This window comes from Imperialibacter sp., assembly GCF_048007035.1.
GTDB lineage: Bacteria > Bacteroidota > Bacteroidia > Cytophagales > Cyclobacteriaceae > Imperialibacter.
In genome coordinates, this window is the sequence record NZ_CP180355.1 from 2633659 (window position 1) to 2650428 (window position 16770).

The window sequence follows — 16770 nt, forward strand, 5'->3', positions numbered from 1 at the left end:
TGGTAGGGTTTAAGTTGGCTTTCTCTGCAAATCCTGCACTTCATTAGCTCTCCTTCCGATATAGATTAAACATACGGCGAATACTTTTTTTTAGCTCAAAATAATGCTTGATTTTTGGATACCTTTCTTCAAGGTGCTTTATTCTCAGACTTGGCAGCCAATAGTTTTTCATTGTTGCTTCAAATTCAGAAAGTAAATCACCTTCAATCACCTTTTGAGACCTTATGTGCTGCAAAAAGGCACGCTTCGCCCTGTACATTTTTCCAGCATTTTTACTCATTCCAGCATTATGCTGCCGATAGATGGCCAATGGCATATCAATAAAAGCATAACTCTGAGACTCCTTAAAAAGACGTATCCAAAAGTCCCAATCTTCCAGGGCCATAAGAGTTTCGTTGAACCTAAATGACTTAAAGAAGTCGAAACGAAATACACCGCAATGAATGGGAATAGTAAAGCCTCTATCCCAATTGAGCACAATTGTTCTAAGTGAGAACTTCACGACTGACAAATCGCAGTAGGGGGGTATTCTCTGCGACATTACTTTTAGTGCTCCTTCGAAGTTAGATATCACAACTCTCAGGTTATCGTCCTTAGCTAACTCTTGAACCGACAATTCGAGCTTGCCTCTTTCTATGATGTCGTCTGCATCCAGAAACTGGATATATTTTCCCCTTGCCCTGTCCAGACCCACGTTTCTTGCAGAGCTTAAGCCGCCGTTTTTCTTTTCACAGCAAATAAATCTTTGATCCTTTTTACACCAGGCCTCAGCGATATTGGCTGAGTTGTCAGTTGATCCGTCATTAATTATCAAACACTCCCAGTTTTCGTAAGTCTGGGATTCAATCGAGCTCAGAGACTCATTTAAATATTCTCCCTGATTGTAGCAAGGCACAATGATGCTTATCAGAGGAAAGTCAACAATCTCACTCATGCATTCTCTGGGGTCACGACGACTTGTAAAACAAAAAACATTTCAGAAAAAACCGTACCCTGGCCGCAAAGGTAAGTTTACTAAAGCCAAAGCCCTTGCTTAGTTCAAAAAATACTCTTGGACTATGCTCCAAGATTCGAGAGTGAACCAAATCAATCCACTTGTCCTTAATGACTTCACCAAAAGATTGCTGCGAATATATCTGTTTTTCTACATTTGCGGCAAACACTTTTCCTAACCAGCGGTCTATATCAAGATGGGAAATTTCGCCTAATCTTGAATAGTCACTATGAGCCAATGCCTTTTGAATATTTAATTCATCTCTCGTCGGTGCCAAACCCAACCTTTGGGCCTGCCAAAGGATAATTTTTTCTACCATTTGCTCCATTAGTGAGGCTTTGGCTATGGACACGCTTTGGCTATGTATTCTATATTTGACGAGAACCTGCGGAAGATTGTAAGTCTTGCCCATTAAGGCAAGCCTCACCCACAAATGATAGTCTTCCGCAGGAGGGAAATCGAGGCTGTAAATTTGGGGCAAACTTTCAATGTAGTCCCTATTAATCATTACACTTGATTGAGCTATGATATTGTGAAAGAATAACAGCGAGGGATAGTTCTCAGGAGGATACGTGTATTGATTATAACCAATAGTTTTGCCAGCGGTGTCGATAAGCTCTATGTCTGAACCTGCAAAGGCAAAGTCTGGATTTTCACTCAAAAAGTCATACTGTACCTGGAGCCTGGAAGGATATGCCAAGTCATCTGCATCCAGAATCGCTAGGTACTTTGCTCTGGCGAGGCTAATTAACCTGTTCCTAGTATACGCTATTCCTTTATTTTTTTCGTTTGTGTGAAGCCGTATCCTCTTATCGTCAAAGGAGCTAATCACATTTGCAGTATTATCCGTAGAGCAATCATCAACGACAACAATCTCAAAATCATCAAAAGTTTGGTTCAGAACACTTTGTATAGTTGCACGTATGTACGCCTCTGCGTTAAATGCAGGTATGACCACGGAGACTTTCGGTGTAGGCTGGCTCAATTATTTATAGAGTAACTTTAGCAAATTGACTTTTAGGAAAGGCCTTTTAAGGATTCTGGCAAAGGTTCTGATTTTGAAAAAGCGTTTGATTTTCACGCTATCGTGCTGAACGACCTGGTCAAGGTTTGTTTCCTTAAATTCAACACTTGAAAAGCTATTCGCCTTCACATACTTGTATTTTGAGCCAAAGCTTCTGAAGTAGTAGCCATAGATCAAGGCCCCTCTCTTTTCCAGTGAAGCTAAGTCCTTCTGCTTACAGTAGGCTATCAGCTGACTGTGCGAATTTGGATTGTAGGTGCTTTCCAGCTTCTCGTAGAAGGCTTTACCTGCCAAGATTGAAGGTTTATTCCAGAAAGTCGCTTCGATCCCAACCGTCGAACCAAAGGTGACCACTTTATCGGCTTTTTCTATTAGCAGGTAGCTACTAATTTTCGATTCGGGGCTTATTACCGTAAGGTTAGCAAACGAGAAGCTGGAGTATGCGTTTATTTCAGTGGAAGCTGCGTTCGCCAAATTTGGATGCAGCCTAAGATATAATTTGATGTTGCTACTGGACAGAAGATCTTTGCAGATCGCTCTAATACCTTCGAGCTGATTGTCATACATGTGATTTTTCCATTCCTCATCAATGGCAGCTACTTCATCTTCAGAGGAGTGAAAAATAACTATATTCTCCTTGTTTTCGTCCCAATCTTCTGGTAATTGGTTGTTATCTTGTTTCGCTACGAAAGAATACCAATCCACATTTGAGCCTCCACGCCTAGAGATATAAAATGACTCTCCAATCCCCACTTTTTCATCTGTATCGGCCCTTTCCCACAATTCCATAGCCCTTATTGTGAAATTTGCTATAGAATGAGGGAAATGATTAGTAAAAAGGCCGTAGTGATGTATATCCTGACCCCTTTCGTGCAGAAGACACTTGATGCCAATTTTCTGGCATGCTCTAAATGCTGCTCGGGTATGCGCCCATCTGCCATTAAATAAGTACACGAACGCTGGCTGCTCGACGGTCAAAAATCTCTTGAATGCGTAATAGATCTCGGCAGAACCAACCAGATAATTCTCAACAAGCTCCCTGTGTCTGTCAAGATCGGGAGAAGAAACTCTCAACAGAGAAATGAGAGATGATGCCACAGATTGACCTATGTCATATTTCTCGTCAATAGAATAGGCTTTGAGATCATTGATGTCTTTAAAATTTTTCTGTAGAGCTTCGACTACTTTTTTGTCTTCCCATCTCAAATATTCTTTGATGCCGACATTCCTAACCTTCGAGTCTAGCAAGTCAACCCCAAGTTTTCTTTTCTTGCAACATAAAAAGCAAGTATCAACAGCATTGGTTAAATTCTGATCGCATGCCCTCAGTTCAGAAAAGCACGACATCTGAACAATGTCGTGCCCGTGATCAAGGTGCTTCTGCATCAGCTCCAGCTCTGTTTCGTAGTGAGAAGGCCAAAGATTGTGCGAGCTAAAAAAAGCTACTTTTGTAGCGCTGTCATCGGCTCCGGTTATTTTCATCAGTCAAGATCTTCAGTCTTTAGCGGCTCACCGAATAAAATTGACCGCTTCGCAGTTGTTCCAATTATTTCCTTATAGTACTTTGGATGAAGGCCAAAACCAGGTCTTACCGACCTGATATTCTCGGCTGAAAAAACATCTCCCGGTTTAATATCGCCAATTGCGTATAGTGATCTGCTAAAGTCCTTGCCCTTTTTTTGCTTGTCTGTAAGGGAATAATCCACCCTACCGACTGCAACCTCAGCTTCCCTCACGGCCCTCACCATTTGGGCAAACTCTTCCTTGTTCAACGAAAATGACGCATCCGGTCCACCAATAGCACGATCCAAAATGAAGTGTTTTTCTATAACTCTTGCTCCCAGAGTGGTGGCCACAACTGGAACAGTAATACCCATGGTGTGGTCTGACAAACCGCTCAATACCCCGTATCTGGCTGCCAGGTCAGGAATCATACTCATGTTTGCTTCTTCGATTGGTGCTGGATAACTGGATGTGCATTTAAGCAGGATAATGCGATTGTTTCCCATTCGCTTGCATGCTTCAATTGCCAACTCAATGTCTTCTCTTTCGGCAATGCCAGTAGAAATAATAACCGGCTTATTTTTTGATGCCACATATTCTATCAAAGGAATGTCTGTGATTTCGAAAGACGCAATTTTATAAGCGGGAGCATCCAATGACTCCAGTAAATCGACCGCAGTATTATCAAACGGAGAGGAAAAACAAACCAACCCTCTGGCACGTGCCCGATCAAACAGCTGTTTGTGCCACTCCCATGGAGTATAGGCTTCCCTATATAGGTCGTATAAGTACTTGCCGTCCCAGATAGTCCCCTGCTTTAATTTAAAGTCGTCAGTCCTGGCATTGAGGGTTATAGTGTCAGCAGTATATGTTTGAAGCTTTATGGCATCAGCTCCGGCTTCCTTGGCAGCATCAATTGTATCGAGGGCGTTTTGAAGAGACCCGTTGTGATTTGCTGATAACTCTGCAATAATAAAAACGCTGTTCTCTTTGCCTATTTGAAAGCCCCCGATGTCTATCACTTCTCTATTTTTCATTTTTCCAATTCCTCGTAAATTTTATACGGTCGCTCAATATCTCTTCATTAAAACCAAGCTTTCGAAAAATCACCAACGAAGCTAAGTTCTCTTTCATCACATAACCAATAATAGCGCTCAATTCTGAAAAATTTTGCGCCAGGTGCTTAATGGCAGACCTTAATACCGCAAGTCCTAAACCCTTACCATGAAAGTGTGAATCTATTAAATAACTAATAACTGCGACATTTCCTTCGTTCAAATCAAATCTGACAGAGCCAACAGGCTCCTGTTGAAATTCTGCGATCAGGTAGATGCAAGCCGGGGAGGTTATTTTTTCCTTAAACCATTTCTTGTGCTCTTCAAACGGGATATGATTCTTAGTAAATGAGTACTTCCTTACTAGCCGGTCATTTCCCCATCTGTAGGTTAACTTATCGTCGACTTGGCCAGCTTGCCTCAGGCTAACTCTTTTTTGCATCTCCAGAGAGCTAAAAAGCTTTTTTAATCTGCCCGGTATCTTTGTATCTATGCCTTTAAACAAGGTTGTCCTGCGGGATAAAGCCGACGTCAAAGCACGTCGCAATTGATCTGATTCAAACTGTTCGGCGTCCACAAATGCCTTGGCGTGCCGAAAGCCGGTATAAAATTGCCTCTGATTGTCAGCATAGTAACCTGATATCACTACTAACTTAGCAGAAAGAGCCTCTAACAGTGTGCCACTGCATGGAACGATCGCATGTGTGGATAGAGACATTACCTTTGCCATATCGGACGGATTCAGGTTTTCAAGCAATTGAATTTTTCTGCTCATCCTAGGAATTTTCTGAAACAAATCTTCTCGCATCTGGTAGGCCGCACCTATTACAACTCGAATCGTTTCAATTTGAGGAAATTCGCCCGCCACCTCCAAGGCTTGTAAAGTCAAATTCAATGGATCTGCTCCACCAAAGCAAATCAGCAATGACAGGCCCACATTTTTCTCTGATTCCCTTTCATGTAATTGCAGAAATTCTGGCCTCAACAAGGCATATTCAGTACCCAAACACAATTGTGTGAAAGGCATTGCATTGTAATTTTCTGGTAAAACCCCCAGCGCATGATTAATGATTGCGTCCACATTAAACTTACCCTGATAAAGGTCATCTACGACGACGATAAGGGCTCCTTTGTCTGCCAGTTTTTTCTGATAAACAGAGTCAAAATTATAACCATCAACGACCACGGTACAGCCTTTTTCGACTGCGCTGAAAAACTGTTCTTCGTGTTGGATTTCTTTTAGATTCAGATCAAAAGAAGCTAATTCCTGCTTCAGAGCCTCCGGAATAAAGCGGCAGCAAAATGTCGTCAAAAACTCCTCAGAAATGTTTCTGGCAAGGGCCATACACCTAATCAAATGGCCCAGTCCAATTTCAGAATTCCCGTCGACTCTTATATAAACTTGAGGTTTCAATTATTAATTAAGTCTTTTGAATCCTCCATGGCAAACTGGCCCCTCCAAAAGGGTGCCGACTGGAAGGCCCTCTTCACATTTTTTTATCAGTCCAAAAATCTTGTCAAGCTCTTCAAAATAGGGATTGAGAACTGATTGCACATGAGTGGTACTGACATACACGCTTGTTCCAGCGAGATATCCTTTTTTGAGCATCTCCTGGGTTATGAGGGTTTTATAAGCCAACGCATTGGGGCTATCAAAAGCGAAAGAAATAAGTGCTGGCAGCCCAGACACGCCTATCTTAAGGTTGTGGTGCCTAGCAAGGGCCTTCCAGCGAGTGCTTATTTCAGTTCCCGTGCTGGTAATCGTCTCCCAAGACCGTTCACGCTCCATAACCTCCAGGGTTTTCAATCCAGCTGTTGGGCCTATTCTTTCAGTCCAAAACGTACTGCTGATAAATGACTTTTGGGCGGCCTCCATCACTGATTTTTTCCCAATTGTTGCAGTAATCGCATACCCATTTCCCAATGCCTTTCCAAACATTGCCATATCCGGCTCTACTCCATAAAGCTTATGAAGGCCGCCAAATGTCTGGCGAAAGCCTGAAGTACACTCATCAAAAATAAGGACGATATTATTATCAGTTGCCAGTTTCCTGACCTTATGAAGGAAATTATCCTCTGGGCCTTTGTTTCTGGAGACTTCCATCTTTATCACCCCAACTTCGTTTGTCTTGATAAGTTTCTGTAGCTCCTCTATATCATTGTAATTGAAAGGGAGAACCGTGTTTTTTAGGTTCTGAGGGACCCCTAACGGGTCAAGACCTGGAAGGAGGTGCCCGGCCAGGTTCTTATCGTCCCCGAGATTGGCTGAAAGGTACCAATCATGCCAGCCATGGTAGCCACAAATGGCTACTTTGTCTCTACCGGAAGCAGCCCTTGCAATTCTAATGGCTATGGCATTCGCCTCGCCCCCACTTCTGGCAAATCGCACCATGTCCGCCCACGGGTGAAGCTCGATCAAGCGTTCGGCAAGGTATACTTCCTCAGGGCAGTTTAGAGTTGACATATTTCCATTTCTGACTGTAGCCATCACGGCGTCATCTACTTCGTCGTGCCCATACCCTAAAATATTTGTTCCAATTCCCATAATTGAAACATCAGTAAATTCTTTCCCGTCCAAATCCCACACTTTACACCCTTTTGCTTTGGAAAAATAGGAGGGCCATTTTTCCGGCAAAAACATTTCAGGTCTTTTCGACAGCAGCATAGTTCCCCCAGGTATTAGGGTCTTTGCCTTTTTGTACAACTCCTGCCCTTTTCCCATTTCAATCTTCTTTAGATAGTGATTTTAATAAACCTTCATTCCGAGTGATGTCCTTATTTATGGCCAGCAGATCGTGGTCAATAATATAATTTGTGTAGTCAAGCCAGGACTTATCTAAGCCTTTGGCTTCGGTAAGTCTCGTTATCAAATCCAAATCCTTTTGCTCATCAACCGTCATTCTTATGTGTGAATAGTTCTTTTCGCATGGGAAATTCACGGCGGCAAAATTCTGACCTCCCTTAAAGTTGGAGTTATTTCTAATAAAGGGCGTTACGTGTTCTCTTTCTGATTTCTTGTCTGCAAGTTTCCAAGCTTTTGACAGTGCCTCAAACTTAAACACTTCTATGTCCTGCCCATCAGGATAGTGCTCCAAAAGGGTGTTAGAACAATAGTCCGCATTTTTTTCAATAGAAAATCTCACAACTTTATCTACCAATGCTGGATCAATCAAAGGACAATCTGAAGTTACCCGAACTACCCAGGTCGGTGAATGTGGCAAAGCAGCCTGGTAAAATCTGTCCAAGACGTCATCTTCTGATCCTGCGAAGGAGTAATATCCCCACTCTATGGCGTTCTTGTATATTACGTTATCGTCAGGCGAACTTGTAGTGGCGACAAGTATAGCATCAACAAGCTTGCATTTACTTAATCTTTCCAAATGAATTTGTAAAAGCGTCTTGCCTAAAATAATTTTCAAAACTTTTCCAGGAAGCCTTGTGCTGCCGGTTCTTGCCTGTGTAATTAGGAGAGTGTTTAACCCCATAAAGATGGATTTAGGAGGGCTTTATTTTTGACTATCAAACTATTTATAGAATTCATGGTATCCTTACTTAGGACAAAGCTAGCCGCTTCCAGGTTCTTTTTCAATTGAGTTACCGAATCAACACCTATTAGTACATTGTCAATATTCTCCTGTGCGAGACAATAGCCAAGAGCAAGGGTATTTATAGAAACACTCTCTTCCAATGCCAGTTCCCGAATCCTGAGCAATTGTGGGGCCAATGCCTCTGTTATTCGATGCTTCGAGGTTGTTTCCATAAAAAATAAGCCTTGCAAAAAAGTGGATCTTGTGTGGATAGCCTTACGTTTCTCTTTTGCCCGCTCAATCATTTCGCCTCGTTGCGAAATGTTATCAAGTAAATTGAAAGGAAGTTGCACAAAGTCAACCCTATCATCATCAATGAGAGTAGCAATTTCCTCATTATTGTAGACCGACACTCCCAATTGGCGAAAGACCCCTTTTTCTTTGATCAAGCTTAGCCGATCCATCAGATGAAGATATTCTTGGTATGCTCCAAATGAGTGAAACATAAGACCATCAAGTTTTTCAAGATGCAATTCCCTGAGAAAAGTTTGGAGCTTTTCCTCCACAGTATGGTTGTTAATGCCGCCTGAAATTTTGGTTATTACATTGAAAGGCTTTTTTTGGTTTTCTCTATTATAGCCTCCAATAATCTGATGAGCAGACCCGTAGGCTTCAGCAGAGTCCAAGGTGTCAATTCCCGATTCTCGGGCCAGTCTTAGAATATTCAGGCTTTCGCTCTCGGGAATTTGCCCTGCTTTATTATTAACACCATAGGGAATGCCCATTTGAACAGTTCCCAGTATTAGCTTATTGATAAGAGGCATCTACGTCTTTCCTTAAAACCGTGATAGAAATAAGGTCATGAAAATCATCCTGGCCATTTAATTCCATTGTGGCGTGATTGTAGGTGGATTTATCAAGCAAATGATACATGTGGGTGGACTCAAATATCTTGTAATAGTCTTGTTTATAAGAATACGCATTAAATTCACTAATGTGGTGGTAGTTGTTTTTTAGTGCCTTTTCAGAATAAAAATCGGTAATAACTAACATCCCACTGTTTTTCAAAACTCTATCGATTTCCGCCACGCTTTTCAAGAGTAGGGCTCTATCGACAACATAAAACACGAATCCCACAATTACCAAATCACAAGAGGAATCAGGAACATCATCAATATTATCCATCGTTCCATGAATGAAACTCACTTCTGGATATTCCTTTTTGCCAAAATTTATAGCGTCTTTTGAGGGCTCCACCCCAATCACAGACTCGGAGCCAAAATAGTTTTTTATAGCATTTAATCTATATCCGGCACTCGAACCAATCTCAAGTACGCTTTGTGGATTGATTTTGTAATTTTTAAGTAGTGTGATGATTCTATCCTCTTCTGGATTATAGTTCCCAAGCTTGGATTTGTTCCTACTGAACCAAGCATTGGCTTCGTACGACAGGAAAGCAGACTTTTGTTCTTGCTTGTTCATGAGAAGTAGCTCTTAATTTCTTTGATCACAAAATCTTGTTCCTGATCTGTCAGCGTCGGGTACATGGGCAAGCTGAGGCAGCGAGTATAGTATCTTTCTGCATTTGGGAAATCTCCAACAGTCCACCCTTGTGACTGATAATATGGCATTAGGTGACATGGAATATAATGTACCTGAGGGAGAATATTCTTAGTACGTAGATGATTATACAGCCCAATTCTATCTTCAATCTCGATGATATAAAGGTGATATGCATGCCCCTCAACTGCCCTTGACTGCCCTTTTATAAATGCCGTATCAATGAAAGATTCATAGTACCTCCCGGCAATCTCCCGCCGTCTTTGGAGACCACCGTCCGCACGTTTCAATTGGCTAAGCCCTAAAGCAGCTTGAAAGTCTGTCAAACGGCAATTGTATCCCAATTCCTGCATTTCCATATACCAGCCCGGCCAATCACTGTTAACGGCGAAGCTCATATGCTCAATCTCACCCAAGGCAAGGGCTTTCGTATTTTTAAAGAGTGCACTTTCCCTGGTAATGCCATGAGTACGAAGCATGAGAAGTCTTTTGTACAGAGAATAATCATTAGTTGTGATCATCCCACCTTCTCCGGAAGCAATATGCTTGACTGGATGGAATGAAAAAATGGCCAGGTCAGCAAACTGTCCACTACCACATTTACGTTGGGAACCATTCTGATCAGTAAAATATCCGCCCGGAGCATGACAAGCATCCTCAATTATCCACAGTCCATGTTCTTTTGCCAAATCGGCTATTTCCTGCATGTTAATGGCCCTTCCTGCAAAGTCAACCGGAACAATTCCCTTGTAGGTCCCTTTAGGGGAGCTCTCCAACAAACTCCTTACCTTATCAACATCCAATAGATAACTTTCTGGATCGATGTCAGAGAAAACCACATTTCCGCCACAGTATCTTATGCAGTTGGCGCTCGCCGCAAAAGTTATCGGGGTTGTTATTACATTGTCTCCGTTTTTTACGTCCAACGCCAGGGCTGAAAGATGAAGCGCTGCCGTACCATTTGAAACGGCAACCGCATACTTACTACCGACATAAGCTGCGAATGCTTCTTCAAATTCCGTAATTTTCGGCCCCTGAGTTAGAAAATCGGATTGAAGAGTGTGAACTACTGCCTGAATATCCTCCTCAGTTATGTGCTGCCGGCCGTAAGGGATTTGTTTCATTCTAGTATTTGAAAGTTGAATCTACATGTTCACTGATCAACTTCCTCAGGCTGTCTACTGTCTCCCAATCGTGATTCTCGCCCGAATTGTAATTGAACCCAGCTTTAACCTTTTTTGCGCTAAATTGGTTAACAAAGTCGCTAATTTTCCACTTAGGAGTGCTCGGAAGTATAACGTAGTATTTACCCAAGTCATAAGTGTTATAAGAGTCTGATGCGGTGATCATTTCTTCATGCACCTTCTCCCCAGGTCTTATTCCAATAATCGGCTTCTCACAATCCGGTCCGATCGCTTCGGCTACGTCCATGATACGATACGAAGGGATTTTGGGAACAAATAATTCTCCTCCCCATGCATGCTCCAGAGCATACATCACCATGTTAACCCCTCCTTTTAGTGATATATTGAACCGAGTCATGTCTGGATCCGTTATTGGCAATACTCCCTCAGTCCTTCGACTAAGGAAAAAAGGAATAACGGAACCATTTGAACCCATTACATTGCCGTATCTAACCACTGAAAATTTTATTGGATTGCTACCGCTAATATTATTTGCAGCGATAAACAACTTATCAGACGTAAGTTTAGTAGCCCCATAAAGGTTAATAGGTGCACAGGCCTTGTCTGTTGAGAGGGCTACCACTCTTTTTACTCCAGCCTCAAAAGCTGCGTGTATGACATTTTGAGCTCCGCCAATATTTGTTTTTATACATTCATCCGGGTTGTACTCAGCAATAGGGACGTGCTTCATTGCCGCTGCATGAATCACGTAGTCCACGCCATTAAATGCCCTAACTAGCCTTTTTTCATCTCTGACATCGCCAATAAAGAACCGAATTTGTGGGAATTTGTCTTCAGGGTACTCCTGTGCCATTTGAAATTGCTTTTGCTCGTCACGAGAAAAAACTATTACTTTCTTAACTTCAGGCCATTTGGCGAAAATTTCCCTTGTTAGCGCTTTCCCAAGTGAGCCCGTACCTCCAGTAATTAAAACACTTTTATTGTTTAACATATTTCCTTTAATTATTCCCAAATGGTATCTTCACTACTAACAACTTTCTTAATTGAATTTAGCACTTTGGTTGAATTACTGTCAACATCAAAAGTTTCAATCTCTACGCTGTATGCGTCGTCAACCAATCCGATGCCACATTTAGTCATCAGCGCTGAAAATTCGTTCTCTAAGCTGCTGTGTTCAAAAGAATACCCCAAAACATCCTCGATTTTCAAACCGTCTTCATATGTGATGGCTCCTGGCAACTTTTGGTACCAGGCATTCCCAAATATCAGAGCTTTCTTACCTCCCTTTATTGCCTCCCATCCTGCTGTGCCGGTTACAACTGCAACAAATTCCGAATGTCTGGTTAGCTCATGAGTATTATATGAAACTGGAGCTAGTACAACATTCTTAAGCATCTTTAATCTTTGAAAGAATAGGTGCCCCCGTTGAAAATCTGTCTGCTTCGGATTCTCCTTCACGACCACCTTCCAATCAGCTGGCAAAATATGCACAAGACGTTCAATTGCCAAAAGTTGATCGTTGTACAACTTGCCAATAGCAGAAGTTGTCAACTCGGGCTGCATTGCCAAAGGAAAATAGACATATTTGGTTAAATGCAGATTCAAATCTTTTTCGTTCCTTCTTATGGCGTCGACAAATCGGTTGAATCTATAATTTTTAACTAGTTCTATTCCTACAGTAAACAATTTCTTCGATACTACAAGCTTAGCAAGTCTAAGGTAACGAGGCCTTCTAAAAGCAATTGGAGCCACATTACTCATGTAAAAATATTCGTCCTCATGCCGTTTTTTAATCTTGATCTTCTGTTCAACCGAGACGTTATTAACGGATTTAAATTGTCCAAAATCGTCAAGCTTTGTTACAATGAAAAACTTCTCTTTGAACAAAGATTGATAAAATAAAAGTGTTTTAATTCCTAATTCTTTAGCAAGAAGGTATAAAATAAAGTCTGGACCTTCGTGAGGAATATTCGAAAAGATCACTAAATCCGGTTTCCTCTCACATAAAACGTTAAATAGTCTATTAAAAAAGATATTAAATGCATCGACGAAATCGTGGTAAGTCCATGAGTAGTCCTGGTAATGTCTTGAAAACATATTGGTAAATTTATTAAGGCCGCTATTATATACGGACTTATAAATTTTTTCATCAAAACTTTTGGTGTGTAAATTTTCGTCACAACGGAGGTAATCGAATATATTTTCCGAACCTCCAAAGTCATTGACAGTGTGAACTACTTGAAAATCTGGATCAGCGGAAATCGCTTTTACAATGCTCAAACCAGACTGGCCTTCAAAGCCCCATATAATAGTTTTAAGACTGCTCATCCAAGGCTAATTGATTGTCCACGTGGAGTCGCACAAAACTACACCTGAATTATTTGAGGGGTAAACTATACCAGGAGTCAGATTGGTAATTTCAATATTTGCGACATCTGTATGCCACCATATATCCTGACTCCCTTCCATGGCACCCAGATGCAAAGTATATAACCCATGCCTCAAGTTGTGCTCTATATTTATTCGGACTACCACCTCAGTTTGGGCTTCAAATGAAAACTCGTTACCTGAATTGTTTGCCGTAAAAACATTGACGCCGGTTGCCGTTGCCACAGTAAACCCAACTAAAAGTTTTTCAACTTTTTTCAATACTTTGAACCTAACCAGAATCTCAATTGGCTTGTTCCAATAAAACACATTAGACAATTCTACAGAGTTCTCAAAAGCTAAATCTATTAATTCAACAGTTCCAGCATTGTAAGACGCGGTCCGATTATAGGGCATTAAGTTCACTATTGCCTCTTTTCCATCTAAACCGGACAATAGGTACTCATTAACAATATCTCCCATGGCACCTCGGTATTTTAAAGTGCCGTTTTCCAACAATATCCCTTCACTACAAAGCTTGGAAACCGATTCCATATTGTGGCTGACAAAGAGAACAGTTCTGCCTTCTCCTTTGCTCACCTCACCCATTTTACCTAAACATTTTCTCTGGAAATCAGCATCTCCAACTGCTAAAACTTCATCAACAATTAGAATTTCAGATTCCAAATGAGCCGCTACAGCAAAGGCAAGCCTTACGTACATGCCAGATGAGTATCTTTTTACTGGAGTATCTATGTATCTTTCAACCCCTGAGAAATCCACAATTTCATCGAATTTTTTTTGTATTTCCTTTGTGCGCATGCCAAGTATGGCACCGTTAAGGAAAATATTTTCTCTACCAGTCAAGTCTGGATGAAACCCTGTCCCAACCTCCAGCAAGCTGGCGATTCGTCCCCTAACCTTAATTTGGCCGGTTGTAGGGGTGGTGACCTGGGATAGAAGTTTCAACAAGGTGCTCTTTCCAGCTCCATTTTTCCCAATTATTCCTATCGCCATTCCCTCTTCAACTTCGAAAGAAATGTCCCTGAGGCTCCAAACGACGTTGGATACGCCCTTCGTGGATCGAACATTGGTTTCTCCAAGCTTCAAATAGGGATCCTCTTTCCCCCTTGCTAGCGCCCACCAGCGCTCCAAATCTCTTGAAAGAGTACCTGTGCTGAATTGCCCGAGTTGGTATGCCTTAGATATGTTTTCTACTTTAATTGCTTTGCTCATTAAACCGTATCTACAAAATTTTTCTCAACCTTATTGAACACCAATGTACCTATGAACAAGATTAGCGCTGTGATACCGCAGGTATATAAAAAGCCAAGCCATGTAAAGGAGCCCTGCCCTAGAAAGCCTAGTCTCACACCTTCTATAATAGTAGTCATTGGGTTAGCAAGAATGGCGAGTCGATAAACCCCGTACAAGCTAGATAGTGGGTATACAACTGTAGTTGAATACATCAATAGTTGGACGCCAAAAGTGATCAAAAAAACTAAATCTCTGTACTTTGTTGTAAGAGAGGAAACAATCATGCCAAGACCAAGGGCCAGGCTAGCCATTAAGAACAAAAGAATAGGAAATAATAGTATATAAATTGAAGGACTGAAAGTTGCTCCCTGAATAAAATAATAGGCCATCATCACAACAAGCAGACTCAATTGTACCGACAGTTTTATTAAACTCGAAATGATTATACTCAAAGGCATAACTATCCTTGGGAAATATACCTTGCCGAATATGTGTACATTATCAATAAATACACGTGATGTTTTAGTAAGGCATTCGGAGAAATATGTCCAAGCTGTTATGCCAGCTAAATAAAAGAGTGGCTGAGGAAGTTCGTCTGTCGATATTCCAGCCAATGAGCCAAATACAAACATATAAACTCCCATTGTGAATAGTGGCTGTATAAAAAACCAAACTGGCCCGAGAATTGTCTGTTTATAGAAAGATATAAAGTCCCTCTTTACAAACATCCAGAGCAAATCTCTATATTTCCAAACCTGCTTTAGCTTTAAGTCAAGTAAGCCAGATGTCGGCCTGATTACTAAGTCCCAGTTTTCTTCGGTCTCTTTCACTTACTCTGCCTGTTTTAAAACCTTGTGTCCTGCACTAATCAAATGGATGTCTCTTTGAAAAAGCTTAACATCCGAATCCATCATTTCTTCCACAAGACCTTTCAATTGATATTTCGGCTTCCACCCCAACTTGCTATGAGCCTTTGCAGGGTCTCCAATGAGAAGGTCAACTTCAGTTGGCCTAAAATATCGTGGATCTACTTTTACCAGAGTGTCCCCTAATTTTAATCCTTCAGGGAGGTCTGAATTCCCAACTTTCTTCATCATCGTATCAGAATCAATTGATTCAAGAACTCCAACCTCATTTAAGCCATTCCCCTGAAAATGCAGATTGAGCCCAACGTGAGCAAACGACATTTTAATAAAATCTCTTACACTGGTAGTAACTCCGGTGGCAATCACATAGTCCTCGGCAACTTCCTGTTGAAGAATTCGCCACATAGCTTCAACATAGTCTTTCGCATGTCCCCAGTCTCTTTTCGCATCAAGGTTCCCAACGAATAGGTCTTGCTGTAAACCAAGAACGATCTTTGCAACGGCTCTTGTGATCTTGCGAGTTACGAAGGTTTCTCCACGAAGGGGGGATTCATGATTGAATAGAATTCCATTGCACGCAAACATATTGTATGCTTCCCGATAGTTCACAGTTATCCAGTAGGCATAAAGTTTGGCAACTGCATACGGAGACCTTGGGTAGAAAGGTGTCGTCTCTGACTGAGGCACTTGTTGCACCAATCCGTACAATTCAGAAGTGGACGCTTGATATATTCTTGTTTTGCCCTCAAGACCAAGAAGCCTTACGGCCTCAAGAATCCTCAGCGTCCCAATGCCGTCTGCATTTGCAGTATATTCTGGTGTATCAAAACTCACTTTCACATGGCTCATTGCCGCCAAATTATAAATTTCATCTGGCTGCGTCTCTTGTATGATTCTTGTCAGATTCATCGAATCTGTCATATCACCATAGTGCAAAATAAGCTTTGGATGGTCGACATGGGGGTCTTGATACAGATGATCTATCCTGTCCGTGTTGAACAGCGAAGCTCTCCTTTTTATGCCATGAACCTCATACCCTTTTTTGAGCAACAGTTCAGCAAGATAGGCGCCATCCTGTCCGGTAATTCCTGTAATTAATGCCTTTTTCATCAACTAACTATTTTCTTATCATCATGAATATTAAGCTGGAACCGAAATTCAGAGTCGTTTTACACCGCTCCTTTATTGTCCAAAATTAGTGCAAAAGCTTCCTCTTTCAGAATCAATGGAATCGTAGTTGAGCTTGTTTTTAGAAACAGTAGCTTCATTCGGAAGATTTGACATTGCACTAACCGAAGAGTCAGACTTACCAAACTCTTCTGCTAAGATTTGAATATGTTCTTCTGAGTCGAAATTGCTGAAAAACTTAATCAAAGGGCGAAATTTGGTTTTCGAAGTAATATGAGACCATGACACAAGAGCTTTTGAGTAACAAAATTACTCGATTGTTAAAACAATCCAATTATATCGAG

The 16770-nt window shown here is 41.4% G+C and carries 15 protein-coding genes; all 15 read right to left on the minus strand.

The genetic code is table 11. The features are described from left to right. Positions 1-43: 43 nt before the first annotated feature. Genes ACMVP2_RS11320 through gmd form a run of 15 tightly spaced genes read right to left on the minus strand, consistent with a single transcriptional unit; the run spans position 44 to position 16408 of the window. Positions 44-934 carry a glycosyltransferase family 2 protein gene (locus tag ACMVP2_RS11320; RefSeq protein WP_416867772.1) on the minus strand — a complete coding sequence of 297 codons (891 nt, stop codon included), beginning with the start codon at positions 932-934 and terminating at the stop codon, positions 44-46. Positions 935-947: 13 nt separating this feature from the next. After that, positions 948-1979, minus strand: a complete 1032-nt coding sequence (locus ACMVP2_RS11325) for a glycosyltransferase family 2 protein (RefSeq protein WP_152001340.1) — start codon at positions 1977-1979, stop codon at positions 948-950. After that, complete coding sequence (locus tag ACMVP2_RS11330; RefSeq protein WP_416867773.1) at positions 1980-3500, minus strand: hypothetical protein; 1521 nt, start codon at positions 3498-3500, stop codon at positions 1980-1982. It abuts the gene before it with no gap. After that, positions 3500-4558 (minus strand): pseudaminic acid synthase, encoded by a 1059-nt coding sequence (pseI, locus tag ACMVP2_RS11335; RefSeq protein ID WP_339784450.1) that lies wholly within the window; start codon positions 4556-4558, stop codon positions 3500-3502. The genes ACMVP2_RS11330 and pseI overlap by 1 nt, the downstream gene beginning before the upstream one ends. Continuing rightward, on the minus strand, positions 4548-5990 hold the full coding sequence (gene pseG / locus ACMVP2_RS11340) for a UDP-2,4-diacetamido-2,4,6-trideoxy-beta-L-altropyranose hydrolase (RefSeq protein ID WP_339784452.1): 1443 nt from the start codon (positions 5988-5990) through the stop codon (positions 4548-4550). Before pseG ends, pseI begins: the two co-directional genes overlap by 11 nt. Positions 5991-5993: 3 nt before the next feature. Beyond that, complete coding sequence (locus ACMVP2_RS11345; protein ID WP_339784454.1) at positions 5994-7298, minus strand: aminotransferase class III-fold pyridoxal phosphate-dependent enzyme; 1305 nt, start codon at positions 7296-7298, stop codon at positions 5994-5996. Between the two features lies 1 nt (position 7299). After that, positions 7300-8061 carry a glycosyltransferase family protein gene (locus ACMVP2_RS11350; RefSeq protein ID WP_339784456.1) on the minus strand — a complete coding sequence of 254 codons (762 nt, stop codon included), beginning with the start codon at positions 8059-8061 and terminating at the stop codon, positions 7300-7302. Continuing rightward, the gene (locus ACMVP2_RS11355; RefSeq protein ID WP_416867774.1) at positions 8052-8927 is read right to left on the minus strand and encodes an aldo/keto reductase; all 876 of its coding nucleotides are present in this window, start codon (positions 8925-8927) and stop codon (positions 8052-8054) included. The genes ACMVP2_RS11350 and ACMVP2_RS11355 overlap by 10 nt, the downstream gene beginning before the upstream one ends. Then, the gene (locus tag ACMVP2_RS11360) at positions 8911-9585 is read right to left on the minus strand and encodes a class I SAM-dependent methyltransferase (RefSeq protein WP_152001335.1); all 675 of its coding nucleotides are present in this window, start codon (positions 9583-9585) and stop codon (positions 8911-8913) included. Before ACMVP2_RS11360 ends, ACMVP2_RS11355 begins: the two co-directional genes overlap by 17 nt. Next, complete coding sequence (pseC, locus tag ACMVP2_RS11365) at positions 9582-10787, minus strand: UDP-4-amino-4,6-dideoxy-N-acetyl-beta-L-altrosamine transaminase (RefSeq protein WP_416867775.1); 1206 nt, start codon at positions 10785-10787, stop codon at positions 9582-9584. The genes ACMVP2_RS11360 and pseC overlap by 4 nt, the downstream gene beginning before the upstream one ends. A gap of 1 nt (position 10788) precedes the next feature. After that, entirely contained in the window at positions 10789-11799 is a 1011-nt protein-coding gene (gene pseB / locus ACMVP2_RS11370) for a UDP-N-acetylglucosamine 4,6-dehydratase (inverting) (protein WP_339784464.1), read from the minus strand. 11 nt (positions 11800-11810) lie between these two features. After that, positions 11811-13136: a hypothetical protein gene (locus ACMVP2_RS11375; protein WP_339784466.1), complete on the minus strand. Its 1326-nt coding sequence runs from the start codon at positions 13134-13136 to the stop codon at positions 11811-11813. A gap of 6 nt (positions 13137-13142) precedes the next feature. Continuing rightward, on the minus strand, positions 13143-14411 hold the full coding sequence (locus tag ACMVP2_RS11380) for an ABC transporter ATP-binding protein (protein WP_152001331.1): 1269 nt from the start codon (positions 14409-14411) through the stop codon (positions 13143-13145). Then, positions 14411-15262, minus strand: coding sequence for an ABC transporter permease (locus ACMVP2_RS11385; protein WP_339784468.1), 852 nt, complete (start codon positions 15260-15262; stop codon positions 14411-14413). Before ACMVP2_RS11385 ends, ACMVP2_RS11380 begins: the two co-directional genes overlap by 1 nt. Further along, a complete protein-coding gene (gene gmd / locus ACMVP2_RS11390) occupies positions 15263-16408 on the minus strand; it encodes a GDP-mannose 4,6-dehydratase (protein ID WP_339784470.1) in 1146 nt (381 codons plus the stop codon). Between the last annotated feature and the right edge of the window lie 362 nt (positions 16409-16770).